At 71.4% G+C, this 16,374-nt stretch carries 17 protein-coding genes; 6 read left to right on the top strand and 11 right to left on the bottom strand.

The features are described 5' to 3' along the window. Positions 1-383: 383 nt before the first annotated feature. On the bottom strand, positions 384-1,121 hold the full coding sequence (locus tag AB0C96_RS40625; protein ID WP_362925043.1) for an SDR family oxidoreductase: 738 nt from the start codon (positions 1,119-1,121) through the stop codon (positions 384-386). A gap of 219 nt (positions 1,122-1,340) precedes the next feature. On the opposite strand from AB0C96_RS40625, the gene ligD reads away from it, so the two are divergent. From ligD to AB0C96_RS40610, 3 genes are all read left to right on the top strand, one after another. Next, positions 1,341-2,312, top strand: coding sequence for a non-homologous end-joining DNA ligase (gene ligD, locus AB0C96_RS40620; RefSeq protein WP_362925041.1), 972 nt, complete (start codon positions 1,341-1,343; stop codon positions 2,310-2,312). A gap of 305 nt (positions 2,313-2,617) precedes the next feature. After that, entirely contained in the window at positions 2,618-3,673 is a 1,056-nt protein-coding gene (locus AB0C96_RS40615) for a glutathione S-transferase C-terminal domain-containing protein (RefSeq protein WP_362925039.1), read from the top strand. Positions 3,674-3,768: 95 nt separating this feature from the next. Next, positions 3,769-4,068: a hypothetical protein gene (locus AB0C96_RS40610; protein WP_362925038.1), complete on the top strand. Its 300-nt coding sequence runs from the start codon at positions 3,769-3,771 to the stop codon at positions 4,066-4,068. A gap of 76 nt (positions 4,069-4,144) precedes the next feature. Here AB0C96_RS40610 and AB0C96_RS40605 read toward each other — a convergent pair whose 3' ends face one another. Next, a complete protein-coding gene (locus AB0C96_RS40605; RefSeq protein ID WP_362925037.1) occupies positions 4,145-5,473 on the bottom strand; it encodes a PLP-dependent aminotransferase family protein in 1,329 nt (442 codons plus the stop codon). A gap of 112 nt (positions 5,474-5,585) precedes the next feature. On the opposite strand from AB0C96_RS40605, the gene AB0C96_RS40600 reads away from it, so the two are divergent. Next, the gene (locus AB0C96_RS40600) at positions 5,586-6,467 is read left to right on the top strand and encodes an alpha/beta hydrolase (protein WP_362925035.1); all 882 of its coding nucleotides are present in this window, start codon (positions 5,586-5,588) and stop codon (positions 6,465-6,467) included. Here the strand turns inward: AB0C96_RS40600 and AB0C96_RS40595 are convergent. Continuing rightward, positions 6,367-7,215, bottom strand: a complete 849-nt coding sequence (locus AB0C96_RS40595) for a class I SAM-dependent methyltransferase (protein WP_362925034.1) — start codon at positions 7,213-7,215, stop codon at positions 6,367-6,369. The two genes, AB0C96_RS40600 and AB0C96_RS40595, sit on opposite strands and share 101 nt — an antisense overlap. A 176-nt stretch (positions 7,216-7,391) precedes the next feature. Here AB0C96_RS40595 and AB0C96_RS40590 point away from each other — a divergent pair, with 176 nt between their 5' ends. Then, positions 7,392-9,014 (top strand): alpha/beta fold hydrolase, encoded by a 1,623-nt coding sequence (locus tag AB0C96_RS40590; RefSeq protein ID WP_362925032.1) that lies wholly within the window; start codon positions 7,392-7,394, stop codon positions 9,012-9,014. Positions 9,015-9,127: 113 nt separating this feature from the next. After that, positions 9,128-9,595: a hypothetical protein gene (locus AB0C96_RS40585; RefSeq protein WP_362925030.1), complete on the top strand. Its 468-nt coding sequence runs from the start codon at positions 9,128-9,130 to the stop codon at positions 9,593-9,595. Positions 9,596-9,606: 11 nt separating this feature from the next. Here the strand turns inward: AB0C96_RS40585 and AB0C96_RS40580 are convergent, their stop codons facing one another. The 8 genes from AB0C96_RS40580 to pcaC all read right to left on the bottom strand — a co-directional run bounded on the left by AB0C96_RS40580 (position 9,607) and on the right by pcaC (position 16,319). Beyond that, positions 9,607-10,473 (bottom strand): amino acid ABC transporter permease, encoded by an 867-nt coding sequence (locus AB0C96_RS40580; RefSeq protein WP_362925028.1) that lies wholly within the window; start codon positions 10,471-10,473, stop codon positions 9,607-9,609. Then, on the bottom strand, positions 10,470-11,114 hold the full coding sequence (locus AB0C96_RS40575) for an amino acid ABC transporter permease (protein ID WP_362925026.1): 645 nt from the start codon (positions 11,112-11,114) through the stop codon (positions 10,470-10,472). The genes AB0C96_RS40580 and AB0C96_RS40575 overlap by 4 nt, the downstream gene beginning before the upstream one ends. 19 nt (positions 11,115-11,133) lie before the next feature. Continuing rightward, complete coding sequence (locus AB0C96_RS40570) at positions 11,134-12,057, bottom strand: glutamate ABC transporter substrate-binding protein (RefSeq protein ID WP_362925024.1); 924 nt, start codon at positions 12,055-12,057, stop codon at positions 11,134-11,136. A 13-nt stretch (positions 12,058-12,070) separates the two neighbouring features. Beyond that, positions 12,071-12,814 (bottom strand): amino acid ABC transporter ATP-binding protein, encoded by a 744-nt coding sequence (locus tag AB0C96_RS40565; protein WP_362925023.1) that lies wholly within the window; start codon positions 12,812-12,814, stop codon positions 12,071-12,073. Between the two features lie 142 nt (positions 12,815-12,956). Next, positions 12,957-13,397 (bottom strand): DUF6278 family protein, encoded by a 441-nt coding sequence (locus tag AB0C96_RS40560; RefSeq protein WP_362925022.1) that lies wholly within the window; start codon positions 13,395-13,397, stop codon positions 12,957-12,959. A 71-nt stretch (positions 13,398-13,468) separates the two neighbouring features. After that, positions 13,469-14,254, bottom strand: coding sequence for an exodeoxyribonuclease III (locus AB0C96_RS40555; protein WP_362925020.1), 786 nt, complete (start codon positions 14,252-14,254; stop codon positions 13,469-13,471). A gap of 53 nt (positions 14,255-14,307) precedes the next feature. Continuing rightward, the gene (locus AB0C96_RS40550) at positions 14,308-14,949 is read right to left on the bottom strand and encodes an MBL fold metallo-hydrolase (protein WP_362925019.1); all 642 of its coding nucleotides are present in this window, start codon (positions 14,947-14,949) and stop codon (positions 14,308-14,310) included. Positions 14,950-15,035: 86 nt separating this feature from the next. Then, the gene (gene pcaC, locus AB0C96_RS40545; protein WP_362925017.1) at positions 15,036-16,319 is read right to left on the bottom strand and encodes a 4-carboxymuconolactone decarboxylase; all 1,284 of its coding nucleotides are present in this window, start codon (positions 16,317-16,319) and stop codon (positions 15,036-15,038) included. Between the last annotated feature and the right edge of the window lie 55 nt (positions 16,320-16,374).

Raw genomic sequence — 16,374 nt, 5'->3', positions numbered from 1 at the left:
CCCCCACCGGCCTTCTTCCTTCCCACCCACGGGAGGGTGGGGGCCGGAGGGGCTGGGTGTCCGGACGTAAAGCGAAGCAGTCCGGACACCCAGCCCCGCAGGCCCACACCCGCAGCGAACAGCCCCGCGCAGCGGCACAGCCCGCCGCAGGCGCAACAGCGAGAAAGCCAACAACGTGGGGAGAACGCCGGCCGCCAGGCCACGGCGGGAAAGCCGACAACGTGGGAGGCTCACAAAAGGGTGAGAACGGTCACTCCGTGCGCGGACAGCCTCCCCAATGGTTTATCGTTCAAGTGCACGCGGGCCTCCCCCCGTGCCCGCGCTGCCGCCCCGGCCGAAATCCCCCGTTCGGCCGGGGCATCTTCGTACCCGGGCGCAGCCGGCTAGCGCAGGTACGACGCGCCGTTGACGTCCAGCACCGCCCCGGAGGTCCAGACCGCCTGCGGCGAGGCGAGGTAGTGGACGGCGGACGCCACGTCGCGCGGTGCGGCGACCCGGCCGAAGGGGCTCTGCTGTAGCACGTCGTCCGTGAGTCGTTCCGCAACCCGCTCGGTCTCCACGAACCCGGGGGCCACCGACGCCACGCCGATCCCGTACGGCGCCAGATGGACGGCCAGCGACTGACCCATCGCGTGCAGGGCGGCCTTGGTCGCACCGTAGGCGGGGTGGTCGGGCTCGCCGCGGAACGCGCCCCGCGAGCCGATGTTGATGATCCGGCCCTCCACCTCCCGCTCGATCATGTTCCGCGCCGCGCAGTAGCTGACGTGCGCCGCGCCCAGCAGGTTCACGTCCACGATCTGCCGCCAGGCCCGCTGCCAGTCCTCGAACGAGGTCCGGGCCAGCGGATGCGCCTCGTTCGCGGCCGCGTTGTTGACCAGCACGTCGACGCCGCCCAGCCCGTCCACGGCCGCTTCGACGATCGCCGCCGCGCCCTCCGGGGTCCGCACGTCGCCCTGCACCAGCAGGTGCCCGCTCCCCGGCAGCCCCGCGAACGCCTCCTCCGCGGCCTCCCGCCGCGACGCGTAGTGCAGCGCGACCCGGTCGCCACCGGCCGCGAACAGCTCGGCGACCGCTCGTCCGATTCCCCGGGACGCCCCGGTCACCAATACCACCCGGCTCATCGGGCACCCTCCATCGCTCCCGGCTGACATGTCACAGCGCAAACGATCTTAGGGAACGGCCGACGGCCGCTGTCCCCCGAGTCCCGCGGTGCGCATGCCGGGGCAGCGGAGCGGGCGTTGGATGCGGACCACCACGCGGTGCCGGGCGCGCCACGGGGGCGGGGCGTCCCTGAGCGCCGCCGATCTGCGAACGCCCCCGCCTCGCCCGATCATCGAACCATGGCCCCGACAGCCGAGCACGGCTCGGCCCCGTACCCCGTGATCCGGCCGATGCTGGCCACGGTCGGCCCGCTGCCCGATCCGGGCGAGGAGACGGCCTGGGCGTTCGAGGCCAAGTGGGACGGTGCGCGCTGCATCGTGAGCACCCCGGGCGACGGCACGATCCGGCTGGTCACCCGGGCCGGCAACGACGCGACCTCGACGTACCCGGAGCTGGCTCCGCTCGGTGCGCAGTTGCAGGGTCGGCCCGCGGTGCTCGACGGCGAGGTGGTGGTCCTGGACGCGCGCGGACGACCGGACTTCGGGCTGCTTCAGCGCCGGATGGGGGTGGTCAATCCGCGGCGGACCGCCCGGCTGGCCATGGAGCACCCGGTGCACCTGGTCCTCTTCGACGTGATGTACCTGGGCGGGTCGTTGCTCGGCTCGCCGTACTACGAGCGCCGGTCGGTCCTGTCCGGGCTGCGGCTGCGCGGCCCCAACTGGTCGGCGCCGGCGTATGTGGAGGGACATGCGCAGCAGGCGTGGCAGGCCTCGCTCCAGGGTGGGCTCGAAGGGGTGATGGCGAAGCGGCTGACCTCGGCGTACCTGCCGGGGGTGCGGTCACCCGAGTGGCGCAAGACGAAGCATCTGCTGACCCTCGACGTGATCATCGGTGGCTGGACGGAGGGCCACGGCGGTCTCACCGGGCTGCCCGGTGCGGTCCTGGCGGGCGTGGCGGAGCCGTCCGGGTTGCGGTACGTCGGCTCGGTCGGCTCGGGCCTGTCCGACCGGGAACGCCATGAGCTGGCGCAGTACCTGGGCGTGATCCCGCTGGACCGCTCCCCGTTCGTCAACGCGGTGGACGCGGCGGGGGCGCACTGGGCCGAGCCCCGGCTGGTCGCGGAGGTCGCCTTCACCGGCTGGACCTCGGCCGGGCGGCTGCGGCACCCGACCTGGCACCGGCTGCGGCCGGATCTGACCCATCTGAGCTGAGGCGGGGCAGGGACGACTGGCCCTCGACCGCGGCTGTTCTCCGGCGACCAAGGGCGGCGAGCGCAATCCCTACCGGCGGGTTTCCGTTCTCCGCTTCGTGAAGGTTCAAGCACCGCTTTCCAGAGCGCTTCCGCATTCTGTTCCACCGCTCTTTCAGGATTTTCTCGTGAAGCGCGGCATTCCCGATGTGCCGGCGTCGTCGCTGCGGCCGGGCGGCTGACACCCGGCGGTATTCGGGGGTGGCGGTTCCGGTCCGGGAAGGCTCGCCCAAGACCCCGCGCATCCGCAGACGGAAGGATCCGGTGATGCCCGAGCCCACCGGCGGCGCCGCCCCGTGCGGCAACACCGCGTACGGCAGACAGCCCTTCAAGCGCTCCAGGAGCCACTTCGCCGACCGCATCACGGCGGACGGCCGCCACGGCTGGCCGGTGGAGGCCGGCCGCTACCGACTGGTGGCCAGCCGCGCCTGCCCCTGGGCGAGCCGCGCCGTCATCTCCCGCCGCCTGCTCGGCCTGGAGAACGCGATCTCGTTGGCCATCCCGGACCCCCTCCAGGACGACCGCAGCTGGCGCTTCACCCTGGACCCGGACGGACTCGACCCGGTCCTCGGCATCCACTTCCTCAGCGAGGCCTACGACGCCCGCGAGAAGGGCTATCCCGGCGGGGTCAGCGTCCCCGCCATCGTCGACGTCCCCAGCGGGCGGCTGGTCACCAACGACTTCCAGCAGATCACCCTGGACTTCGCGACGGAGTGGACGGCGCTGCACCGGCCCGGCGCACCCGACCTGTATCCGGAGCCGCTGCGCGAGGAGATCGACATCGTCATGGCCGGCGTCTACCGGGACGTCAACAACGGTGTGTACCGGGCCGGTTTCGCCACCGGGCAGAGCGAGTACGACGCCGCCTTCCGCGATCTGTTCCGGCGCCTGGACCTGCTGTCCGAGCGGCTGTCCGACCAGCGCTACCTGGTGGGCGACACCATCACCGAGGCCGACATCCGGCTCTTCACCACGCTGGTCCGCTTCGACCCCGCCTACCACGGGCACTTCAAGTGCAACCGGTTCAAGCTGGCCGAGGACCCGGTGCTGTGGGCGTACGCCAAGGACCTCTTCCAGACGCCGGGCTTCGGCGACACCGTGGACTTCCACCACATCAAGCAGCACTACTACCGGGTGCACACGGGCATCAACCCGACCGGCATCGTCCCGCTGGGGCCGGACCTGTCGGATTGGTTGACGCCTCACCACCGCGCGGAGTTGGGCGGCCGGCCGTTCGGCGGTGGCACGCCGCCGGGCCCGGTGTCCCCGGCCGAGGAGGTGCCGCCCAGCGGCCGCCCCGAACACCTCCGGCTCGGCCCCTGACCGCCGCTCCGGTCCATGAGACCCTGAGAACAGAAGGGAGACAAAGGGGATATTCACCCCTCGACTCCACGAGGCCCCCACGAGGAGTGAGCCCGATGAGGATGGTCCTGAAGGCCCGGATACCGACCGACACGGGCAATGAACTGATCAAGAACGGCACCCTGTCCAAGATCATGGAGACGGCCATCGCCGCCCTGAAACCGGAGGCGGCGTACTTCACCGTCGAAGGCGGCGACCGCACCTGCTTCTTCTACTTCGACATGCAACAGTCCTCACAGATGCCTCCGCTGGTGGAGTCGTTCTTCATGGATCTGCATGCGAACGTCTCGCTCCAGCCGGTGATGAACGCCGACGACCTGCGCATCGGGCTCAGCGAGCTGATGAGCGGCACCTGACCGGAACGGGAGGAACGGCAGCGCCACGGCGCCGGGCCGCGGCCGCCCACCACTCGCTCCGGCCCGGCGCCCTCCGTTACTCCGGCCCGGCGTCCTCCGGCGCGCCCCGCGCCAACTCGCCCAGGACGCCCAGCGCTTCGGCCAGCGCATCGAGCGGCGGGGAGGCGAGCGCCAGCCGTACCGCATTGGGCGCGTGGCCGGCACCGACGGCGAACGCCCCCGCGGGGCTGACGGCGATCCCGCGGCGCGCCGCGGCGGCGACGAAGGTATCGGCGCGCCACGGGTCGGGCAGCTCCCACCAGCAGTGGTACGCGTGCGGGTCGGCCCGCACCCGGAAGCCGGCGAGCCGTTCGGCGACGATGCGCTGGCGCGCCGCCGCGTCGCCGCGCTTGGCCGCTTCGACGGCCGCGGCGGTCCCGTCGGCCATCCAGCGGGTCGCGGCTTCGAGCGCGAAGCGGGAGGCCGTCCAGGTCCCCGAGCGCAGTGCGTTCGCCACGTCCTGCACGGCGCCCGTCGGCACGGTGAGGAAGCCGAGGGACAGGCCCGGCGCGAGCCGCTTGGAGAGGCTGTCGACGACCACGGTGCGTTCGGGGACGAGGGCCGCGAGCGGGGCGAGGTCGTCGCGGAGGAATCCGTAGATCGCGTCCTCGATGGCGTACACGCCCAACTCCCGTAGCATTTCCGCCAGTTCACTGCGTCGTGCGGCGGGCATCGTGATGCCCAGCGGGTTGTGCAGCGCCGGTTGGAGGTAGACGGCGCGCAGCGGAGCGGCGGCGCGGAGCGCCGTGGGCGTCAGGCCGTGCTCGTCCATGGCGAGCGGCACGAGCGTGACGCCGAGGCGGGCCGCGACGCCCTTGACCACGGGGTAGGTGAGCGCCTCCACACCGAGGCGTTCACCGGCCGGGACCAGGGCGGCGAGCGCGGCGGCCAGGGCCTGTCGGCCGTTGCCCGCGAAGAGCAGCTGCCGGGGGTCGGGCGCCCAGCCGGCCCGGGCGAGGTGGGCGGCCGCGACCTGCCGGGCGGCGGGCGTACCGGCGGCGCCCACCGGGCGGAGCGCGGCGGCCAGCGCATCGGGGCGCACCAGCTGCTCAAGCCCCTTGGCGAGCAGGGCGGCTTGCTCCGGCAGGACCGGGAAGTTGATCTCCAGGTCGATCCGGGCCTCGCCCGGCTCGGCCAGCGCGGGTTCGGCCGACGGCTCGGCGCTGCGGACGAAGGTGCCGCGGCCGACCTCGCCCACCGTCAGGCCGCGTCGACCCAGTTCGCGGTAGACCCGGGCCGCCGTCGAACTGGCGATCCGCCGGTCCCGGGCGAACCGGCGCAGGGGCGGCAGCCGGTCACCGGGGTGGAGCCGGCCGGCAGCGATATCGGCCGCCAGCCCATCGGCGATCGCCCGGTAGTCGTCCATCGCTCGGGTTTCCTCCCTCTCGGAACATTGCACCGAGCACATTATTAACATTGTGCCGAGAGATTGCACCCCATAGCATCGAGGAACCAGCCATCGAAGAGGGGACACAGGCATGGCAACGGCCGTTTTCGACGAGATCACCGTGGGGTACGACGACGAGGGCAGCGGGGAGGCCCTCGTCCTCATCCACGGGCACCCCTTCGACCGCACGATGTGGCGCCCGCAGACGGAGCACTTCAGCCGGGCCGGATGGCGGGTGATCGCCCCGGACCTCCGCGGCTACGGCGAGAGCACCGTGGTGCCCGGCACGACCCTGCTGGAGACCTTCGTCCGCGACACCGTCGCCCTGCTCGACCGGCTCGGCGTGCGGCGCTTCGTCCTCGGCGGCCTGTCCATGGGCGGCCAGATCGTCATGGAGTTCCACCGGCTCTTCCCGGAGCGGATCGACGCAATGATCCTCGCGGACACCTTCGCCGCGGCGGAGACGCCCGAGGGCCGGACCGCCCGCCACGCGATGGCCGACCGTCTCCTGCGCGAGGGGATGGACGGCTACGCACACGAGGTCCTGTCGAAGATGATCGCGCCGCACACCATCGACACCCGGCCGGACGTGGCCCGTCACGTCCTGGGGATGATGACGGGCACGGCGCCCGAGGGCGCGGCGGCCGCACTGCGCGGCCGCGCCGAGCGCCCCGACTACCGGGACCTGCTGTCGGACGTCGCGGTGCCGGTGCTGGTGGTGGTCGGCGCGGACGACGCGTACACACCGGTCGCCGACGCCCGCGACATCCACGCACGGGTGCCGAACGCCGAGTTGGCGATCGTCGACGGAGTGGCGCACCTGCCGAACCTGGAGCGGGCGGGCGAATTCAACGCCGTGCTGCGCGAGTTCCTCAACCGGCTGCCCTCGACAACGCCGGCACCCCCTCAGGCACCCGACCGTACGCCAGCAACGCCGTGTGCGGCAGCACCAGAAGGCCGTCGCCGTCGGTGAACTCCTCGGCCAGCGCGGCGAAGTGCCGTCTGATCCGCTCGGCCACGGCCGGCCCCCGGCTCAGCACGATCTGACCGATCGTGGCCACGCCGGCCGCCGGCCCGCTCCACCACTCCCCGGGCGTCGTGCGGTGGCCCCACGACAGCGCACGAGCGCCCACGTCGACCAGGCCCGCCGCCCGCAACAGGCCGGCCAGACCGTCCATGGTGCGCGGGAAGTCGTCCTCGGGCGCCAACGCCGGTAGGTGGGACGGGCGTTCCACCCCGGCCGCCCGCACGGCGCGCCCGAGCAGCGCCTGCCCCGGAGCCGCGGGGGCCGCCCAGATCGTCAGCGCGATCCGCGCCCCCGGCCGGGCCACCCGACACAGTTCGTCAAGGGCCCTTTTCGGCCGTCCCACGTGATTGAGTACGAAGTTGCCGACGACGGCGTCGAACGCGCCACACCGGTACGGGATTTGTGGCAGCGCGGCAACATGAACGGGCACGCCGGGGACGGCCAGGCGGGCCCGTCGGGCCATATCGGGTTCGGCGTCCACGGCGACGACCTCCGCCCGGCGGGCCGCGGCCGCCGAGGCCACCGCGCCGGTACCGGTCCCGACGTCCAGCAGCCGCACTCCCTCACCCACGCCCGCGGCGTCCAGCAGCGGGGGGATCGGATATGCGCAGAGCCGGCCGAAGCTCGTCTCGTAGGCCGCCGCACTCCCCGCCCACGCCCGGCGCTCGCTCTCGTCGAACGGCGTGCCGACCAACGCCCTCCCCTTCCCTCGACTCCCCCTGAAACCCCCGGCGTTACCCACCCGTAACCTACCGATGGGTTACCAGGGGTAAGGGGTGGACCTTACTCTCCAGTCACCTCGGGCCGTCGTACGCCCCGCCTGTCCTCGGACAGCGTACGGCCGGTCCGCTTCGAGATCTGGAGCAGAAGATGACGCCCTCCCGCATGACGCTGCGCGCCGCGATCGGCACCGTCTCGGCGGCGGTGCTGGCCACCACGGTCCTCACCGGAGCGCCGGCCACCGCCGAGGCGGCGACACCGGAAGCCGCCCGTACGACGGCCGCATCCGAAGCATCCGCAACGGCCGCCGGCTCCGCTTCCGTCAGGTTCGTCGACATCACGGGCGAGGGCGGCATCACGCTCAAGGCGAACGTCTTCACCCCGGCCGATGCCGACGCCGGCCACCGGTACCCGGTCATCGTGCTGCCCACCAGCTGGGCGATGCCGCAGATCGAGTACATGGTGCAGGCCAAGCGGCTGGCCGAGTCGGGCTATGTGGTCGTCGGGTACAACTCGCGCGGGTTCTGGCAGTCCGGCGGGCAGATCGAGACGGCCGGCCCGCAGGACGTCGCCGACGCGTCGAAGGTCATCGACTGGGCACTGGCCCACACCCCGGCCGATCCGCAGAAGGTCGGCATGGGCGGGGTCTCGTACGGTGCCGGGATCAGCCTGCTGGCGTCCGCGTTCGACAAGCGGATCAAGGCTGTTGCCGCGCTCAGCGGCTGGGGCGACCTGATCGGCTCGATCTACAGCGGGCGCACCCAGCACCTCCAGGCGGCGGCCATGCTCGGCGGCGCGGGTGCGCTGACCGGGCGGCCGAGCCCCGAACTTCAGACCGTCCTCAAGGACTTCCTCACCTCCAACCTCGCCAAGGAGAAGGACATGATCGCCTGGGGGCGGAAGCGCTCCCCCGCCACCTACCTCGACAAGATCAATGCGAACGGTGCGGCGATCATGCTGGGGAACGCCTGGGGCGACTCCCTGTTCCCGCCCAACCAGTACGCCGACTTCTACGAGAAGTTGAAGGGACCCAAGCGGCTGGAGTTCCGACCGGGCGACCACGCCACAGCCGAGGGGCTCGGGCTCTTCGGGCTGCCCAACGACACCTGGACCAACACCAGGCGGTGGTTCGACCACTACCTCAAGGGCGCGGACAACGGCATCGACCGCGAGTCGCCGGTGCTCCTCAAGTCCCGCTCCACCGGCGCCTACGAGGGCTACAAGAGCTGGCGGGACGTACCGTCCGCGCACCGGAAGATCGAGCTGGACGGCAGCAAGCAGATCTACACCAACATCGACTCCGGCGCCGACGGCGGGCTGATCTTCCTCTCCAGCATGCTGGACCAGTTCCTCAGGCTGCCGCCGATGGCGTCGATCCCGCTGCTGCCCCGCTCACTGGCGGCCGTCTGGCAGTCCGAGCGGTACGAGACCGGACAGCGGGTGCGCGGCACCACCCGTCTGCACACCACCCTGACCAGCACCGCGGAGAGCGGCACCGCCATCGCCTACCTCTACGACGTGGGCCCGCTCGGCATCGGCAAGTTGGTCACCCACGCCCCGTTCACCTTCCACGGCAAGACCCCCGGCCGGCCCTTCGGCGTGGACCTGGACCTCTTCTCCACCGCCTACGACGTGCCGGCCGGGCACCGGCTCGCGGTGGTCGTGGACACCGTCGACCCGCTCTACATCGAGCACAACCCGAGCGGCGCGCGGCTGACGTTCTCCTCGCCGGCGGACGATCCGTCATACGTCTCCGTCCCGGTACGGGACTGACGTCCCGGCCCGATCCGCAACCGAGCCGCCTCGGGACCTCGGCCGGGCCTCGGCCGGGACCCGCGGGACGGGGTGCGGCAACTGCCGGAATCCGGTAGGGGATGATCGTGGGCATGGGACATTCCGCCGCACCACGCCCGCAGCTGCCCACGCCCGAGTCCGCCGTCACCGCCATCCGTGCCGTCGCCGACGCGTACCACCTCGACATGGCCGTCACCGATGACATCGGTGCGGACCGGACCTCCCGCCGGACCGCCGCCGGCGTGTTCACCGTCCTGGACGAGGACGGTTCGCTGCCGCACGAGGCGTTCGTGGAGCTGGGCGGCTCCCCGGCCGTGACGGTCCAGCTCTTCCCCGAGGACGATGCGAAGATCACCGTGGACGGGGTGGAGTTCGACGACGTCCCGCGGAACGCGGTCCCGGCGTTCCTGCACGCGGTGTACGGCGGGCTGGCCCACGTCAGGGCGCGGTTCTTCCCGCCCGGACAGTGGCTGGTCGTACCGCTGCCCGGCGACGAGACGTACAAGGAGCTGGTCTTCCGGGGCGGGCTCACCCCCTGGATGGCGCGCAACCTGCGCTGAAGCCCGGGCGGCTACGCCCGCGGCTGGTGAGGGCCGCCCGGCAGCAGGGAGCCCGGCTCAGCGGCGGCCACCTCGACGGCCTCGACCTTGGGGTTGCGCAGCTGCCGCCGGGAGACCCAGTTGGCGAGCCAGGACAGCAGCATGCACATCCCGATGTAGATCGGCGAGATGATCATGACGACGGGGATGAACGGCAGGTCGTAGTCGAGGTTGGAGGCGATCAGCTTCCCGGCGTGCAGAAACTCCTCATAGGTGATGAGGAAGCCGAGCGAGGTGTCCTTCAGGGCGACCACCAGCTGGCTGATGATCGCCGGGAGCATCGCCCGGACCGCCTGCGGCATCAGGACGTACGTCATGACCTGGGTCTTGTTCATGCCGAGCGCATACGCGGCCTCCCGCTGGCCGCGGTCGACCGCGTTGACGCCGCTGCGGAAGACCTCGGCGAGCACCGAGCCGTTGTAGAGCGTCAGTCCGGCCACCAGCGCGGGCAGCGGCGCGACCTGCAACGCCACATAGATGAAGAAGATCATGACCAGCAGGGGCATCGCCCGGAAGAACTCCACCACCAGCGTGCTCACCCAGCGGACGAGCCGGTGGTCGGAGAGACGGCCGACGGCCAGCACCCCGCCGAACGCCAGCGACAGCACCGCCGCGAGGGCGAAGGCCCGCAGGGTGTTGCCCAGCCCGGTGAGCAGCAGCTCCTGAATTCCCTTGTAGAGGAAGGGAGTCCACTTCGCCGCGGTGAACTGGCCGGTGGCGAAGAGCAGATGGAGGATCCAGCCGAGGAGGGCGAGGATCGCCAGCGTCGCCCCGAGTCCGTAGACCCGGTGCCGGGCCCGGGTCCGGGGGCCGGGGATGTCATAGAGGGTGGTGGTCATCGGGCGACTCCATAGCGCTTCTCCAGGAAGTTGAAGATCGCGCTGATGGACAGGGTCACGATCAGATAGCCCACCGCGATCCAGACGAAGGTCCAGACGATGCTGTAGCCCATCTCGTTGAGCGGTTTGTAGACGCCGAGCAGCTCGGTGACGCTGAAGGCGCCGGCGATCGCCGAGTTCTTGGCGAGCGCGATCAGTGTGGAGCCGATGGGCGGGATGACGGAGCGGAAGGCCTGCGGGAGAACGACGTCCCCGAGGGTCTGCGGAAAGGTCATGCCCAGGCTGCGGGCCGCCTCACCCTGCCCGACCGGCACGGTGTTGATGCCCGAGCGGACCGCCTCGCAGATGAACGCGGAGGTGTAGCAGCCCAGCGCCAGGACGGCGAACAGCTTGAAGGGCAGGACCAGTCCGAAGCGCGGCAGGCCCAGCACGACGGCGAAGAACAGCAGGGTCAGCGGCGTGTTGCGGAGCACCGTCACCCACGCGGTGCCGAAGGCCCGCAGCGAGCCGACCGGTGCGACGCGGAAGGCCGCCATCAGGAAGCCGAGGCCGAGCGCGAGCAACGAGGCGTAGAAGGTGAGTTCGACGGTGCCCAGCAGGCCTTCCGCGTAGAGGGAGAGGTTGTCGAGGAGAACGTTCATCGGTCGGTTCCTTGGCTCCTCAGGTCGCCGGGTAACGGTCGATCGGGGGCGGCGCGGGCGCGGGCACCCCGGACAGTCCGAGGGTCGCGTCATAGGCCTTCTTCCAGTCGCCGTTCTTCTGAGCCGCGGCGAGCGCGTCGTCGAGGGCGAAACGCAGCGCGTTGTCGCCGCGCGGAAGGCCGATGCCGTACGGCTCCCGCGAGAACGGTTCGCCGACGACCTTGAGCTCGTCGGGCACCTTGGCGGCGTAGCCCAGCAGGATCGCGTCGTCGGTGGTGACGGCGTCGACCTGGTAGGTGAGCAGGTTGTCGACGCACACCGAGTAGGTGTCATAGGCGACCAGAATGGCCCGGGGGTACTCGGTCCGGATGCGCTGGTACGGGGTCGAGCCGGCCGCCGAGCAGACGCGTCTGCCGGCCAGGTCCTGCGGGCCCCTGATGTTCTTCTCGTCGGCGCGCACCAACAGCGACTGGCCGGCCAGGTAGTACGGGCCGGCGAAGCCCACCAGCTTCTTGCGCTTGTCGTTGATGGTGTACGTGCCGACGTAGAGGTCGATCTGACCGTTCTGGAGGGCCGTCTCGCGGTTGGCGGAGGCGATCGTCTTGAACTCGATGGTGCTGGGCGGGAAGCCCAGGGCGGCCGACATCATCCTGGCGATCTCGATGTCGAATCCGCTGTAGCGCCCGGACGCCGGGTCCTTCTCGCCGAGGTAGGGCTGGTCCTCCTTGACGCCGATGATCAGATGGCCGCGACGCTTGGCCCTCACCCAGGTCGGGGAATCCGGCAGCCGGAAGTCCTTCGCGACCGTGTACTGGGGCAGTTCGCTGGTCTTGGGGCCCTTGACCGGCGGGCTGCCCTCCCGTCCGCAGCCGGTGAGGGCGAGGGCGACCAGGACGAGGGCCAGGAGGGTGCGGCGCAGGGGCGTGGGGTGGCTGTGCGACATCGCGGCGCCCCGTTCAGTGCTTGAGGATCTTGGAGAGGAAGTCCTTCGCCCGCTCGCTGCGCGGTGCGGTGAAGAACTCCTCGGGGGTGCGGTCCTCGACGATCCGGCCGTCGGCCATGAACACCACGCGGTTGGCGGCGGAGCGGGCGAAGCCCATTTCGTGGGTGACCACGACCATCGTCATGCCGTCCCGGGCGAGCTGGCGCATCACCTCCAGCACCTCGTTGATCATCTCCGGGTCGAGGGCGGAGGTCGGCTCGTCGAAGAGCAGCGCCTTGGGGTCCATGGCGAGCGCCCGCGCGATGGCGACCCGCTGCTGTTGACCGCCGGAGAGCTGCGCCGGGTACTTGTCGGCGTGGGCGGCGAGCCCGACCCGGTCCAGCAGCTCGCGGGCGCGCCGCGCGGCCTCGTCCTTCTTCTTCTTACGGACCTTGAGCGGCGCCAGCATGATGTTGTCGAGCACGGTCTTGTGGGCGAAGAGGTTGAAGGACTGGAAGACCATGCCGACCTCGGCCCGCAGCTGGGCCAGTGCCCGGCCCTCTTCGGGCAACGGCCGGCCGTCCAGCTCGATGGTGCCCGACTCGATGGTCTCCAGGCGGTTGATGGCCCGGCAGAGGGTGGACTTCCCGGACCCGGAGGGCCCGATGATGACGACCACCTCGCCGCGGCCGACGGTGAGGTCGATGTCCCGGAGGACATGGAGTTCTCCGTAGTGCTTGTTGACCCCGCGCAGTTCGATCAGCGCCTCACCGGCCATATGCAGCCCTGCCCACTCTCATCCGTACAGCGGAGAGCCCGCAACCTACCGGGGTGAAAGGGGCACTTCTCCACTGACACGCACGGGTCAGTAGATAGGGGGCGATAAGTCGGGTTAGCCGGCCGCCGGGCTCAGCCGGGCGTCAGGTCTCGGAGACCTCGGCGTAGACCTGGGAGAGCTCCGGCACGCCGGTGTCGGCCCAGTCGTGGCCCGCCGTCACCACGTCGATCTCCCGGCCGGACGCCAGCCGGACCACCGGCTGGCCGCCCGGCCAGACGTGCCAGACCGCACCGCGCACCGTACGCACCAGGACCGTGCCGAGGTAGAGACCGGCGTCGTTGCCCAGCCACGGCGCCACCTCCGGATCGTCCCGCCACACCGGCTGCAACTGGTCCAGCAGCTCCAACGACCGTACCGAGTCGTCCAGTTCCACCCCTGCGGAGGCGGCCTGGGCCCGGAGCAGCTCGCACTCGGACAGCAGCTCGACGACGCTTCCGGGATCGGCGCGCACCGACTCGGCGAGCGGCACGGACCGGTGCGCGGGCTGACGCCTGCGCCACTTGTCCAGGAAAGACATGTTCATGGTGTGCAGGGTCCCACCCCACCTGTGGTCGGGGCCACAGGCGCGCGGCACGAGCGCGCGCCGTTCCTGCACTACCCGTCGAGGTCCAGGTCCACCACGACCGGGGCGTGGTCCGAGGCGCCCTTGCCCTTGCGCTCCTCGCGGTCCACATAGGCGTCCGAGACGGCCTTGGCGAAGGGTTCGTTGCCGTAGACCAGGTCGATGCGCATACCGCGGTTCTTGGGGAAGGCGAGCTGGCGGTAGTCCCAGTAGGTGTAGGGCCGGTCGTACTTCAGGGGGCGCGGCACCACGTCCGTCAGGCCCGCCTCGCGCAGCGCGGTGAGGGCGGCGCGCTCGGCCGGCGTGACGTGGGTGGCGCCGACGAAGACCTCGGGGTCCCAGACGTCCTCGTCGGTCGGCGCGACGTTGTAGTCGCCGAGGACCGCGAACGGGCGGGTGCCCGCCGCGTCCTCGGCGACCGCGGTCCTCAGCGCCTCGAACCAGCTGAGCTTGTAGGCGTAGTGCGCATGGTCGACCTCGCGGCCGTTGGGCACGTACACCGACCAGACGCGGGCCGGACCGCAGGTCGCCGAGACGGCGCGCGGCTCCTGCGCCCCTTCGTACTCCGGGCCGCCGGGGAGGCCCAGGACGACGTCCTCCAGCCCCACCTTGGACAGCAGGGCCACGCCGTTCCACCGCCCGTTGGCGTTGACCGCGGCTTCATAGCCCAGCTCGCGCAGCTCGTCGTGCGGGAACTGCTCCGCGCTGCACTTGGTCTCCTGGATGCACAGCACGTCCGTGCCGGTGCTCTCCAGCCAGGCGAGCAGCCTCGGGAGGCGGGCGGTGATCGAGTTGACGTTCCAGGTCGCGATGCGCATGTCTGTAAACCTACCGCCCGGCACTGACAGCCGGGCCCCGACCGCTCCGGCGCTCAGTCCACCGCGGTGCGGCCGCCGGGCGCCAGCCGCCCGTGGTCGGTGCCGCCCAGCTTGTCGATCATGGAGTCGTAGATCGGGCGGGCGTGGTCCTGGAGCAGGCTGTCGTGGATGTCGATGGCCCGCCGGGGCGCGACCGCGCGGACGTAGTCGATCACCTCGGAGACCTTGTTCCACGGCGCGTGCACCGGCAGCAGCAGGGTGTCGACGGTGCGGCCCTCCGGGACGGTGAGCGCGTCGCCCGGGTGGAACACCGTCCCGCCGTCGAGCAGAAAGCCGACATTGGTGATGCGCGGGATGTCGGGGTGGATCACGGCGTGCAGCTGGCCGTGCACCTCGACATCGAAGCCGGCCGCGGTGAAGGCGTCGCCCTGACCGACCGTGTGCACCCGGCCCGGGAACGCGGCCGAGAGCTGCTCGGCGACGCTGGCGAGGGTCCAGATCTCGGCCCCCGGGTTGGCCTCCATGGCGACCCGCAGCCGCTCCTCGTCGAAGTGGTCCACGTGCTCGTGCGTGACCAGGATCGCGTCCGCGCCGACGGCCGCGTCCCGCTCGCTGAAGACGCCCGGGTCGATGACGAGGGTCTGCCCGTCCTTCTCCAACCGGACGCAGGCGTGGGTCTTCTTGGTGAGTTCCATGGGGCCATCTTGCCGCCCGCGCACGCCGTCGGGGCGGACACCCGCCTCCCCGCACCCGTCCCGCGCCGCTGCTCGCCCCCCGCGGGTCACTCCTGCGGAGTCGTCTCCTCGCGTATCACGCGCTGGGCGATGGCGAAGGCGGAGTTGGCCGCCGGGACGCCGCAGTAGACGGCGGTGTGCAGCAGCACTTCCTTGATCTCGGAGGGGGTCAGGCCGTTGCGCAGGGCCGCGCGGGTGTGCAGGGCGAGCTCCTCCTGGTGACCGCGGGCGACCAGGGCGGTGAGCGTGATGACGCTGCGGGTGCGGCGGTCCAGGCCCGGGCGGGTCCAGGTCTCGCCCCAGGCGTAGCGGGTGATGAAGTCGTGGAAGTCGCCGGTGAAGTCGTCGGTGGCGGCCTCGACCCGGTCGACATGGGCGTCGCCGAGGACCTCGCGGCGGACCTTGATACCGGCTTCGTACGTGCCGCCACGGGCCTGCTCCGGCGCGGTGCGGCCGGACTCGATCGCGGCCGGCGGCGCCTGCGGGGGCGGCGGGGGCGCGAGCTGCGGCTTGGGGGCGGCGGCGCCGATGGCGGCCGGGCCACCGGGACCCGGCTTGTCGTGCCAGGCGGTGGTGAAGTGGCGGATGAGCAGCTCGGTGACGGCCGAGGGCTGCTCGACGGGTGCCAGGTGGGAGGTCCCGGGCACCAGCGCGAGGCTCGCATCCGGTATGCCGGCGACCAGCGTGCGGGCGTCGGTGGTCGGGGTGACCTGGTCCTCGGAGCCGACGACGACGAGCGTGGGGACGCCGACCCGGCCGAGGGAGGACCGTACGTCGAAGGCCGCCAGCGCCTCGCACGCGGCGATGTAGCAGCCGGGGTCGGTGGTCCGCACCATCTGGACGGCCCATTCGACGATGGCCGTCTGGGCACTGGCGAAGCCCGGGGTGAACCAGTGCTCGGGCGAGGTGCGGGCGATCGGGTCGAGCCCGTTCGTCCGGATCACCACACCGCGCTGACGCCAGGCGTCGGCGGTTCCGTAGCGCGGCGACGAGGACACCAGCGCGAGCGAGGTGACCCGGTGCGGGCGGGTGAGCGCCAGCTGGGTGCCGATGGCACCGCCGATGTTGCAGCCTGCGTAGCCGAAACGGTCCACGCCCAGCGCATCGAGGGTGGCGACCAGCCGGTCGGCCAGTTCGGCGACGGAGGCCGCCGCGTGGGCGGGCGAGCCGCCGTGGCCGGGGAGGTCGAAACGGATCACCCGCCAGTGGCGGGCCAGCTCGGGGATCTGCCGGTCCCACATGTGCCATGTGGTACCGAGCGCCGCGCCCAGTACGAGTACGGGGGCGTCGTCGGGACCGTCGATCCGGTGCTGCAGGGTCTTCTCGCTCACCCGCCCAAGCTATCGAACTTCGTGACGCGGGCCTGACACCCGGGTCAGGAGCAGC

Origin of the sequence: Streptomyces sp. NPDC048506 (genome assembly GCF_040651315.1) — a bacterium.
GTDB lineage: Bacteria > Actinomycetota > Actinomycetes > Streptomycetales > Streptomycetaceae > Streptomyces.
The sequence above is the reverse complement of the archived record's forward strand: the minus strand, read 5'-3'. Positions and strand labels throughout refer to the sequence as shown.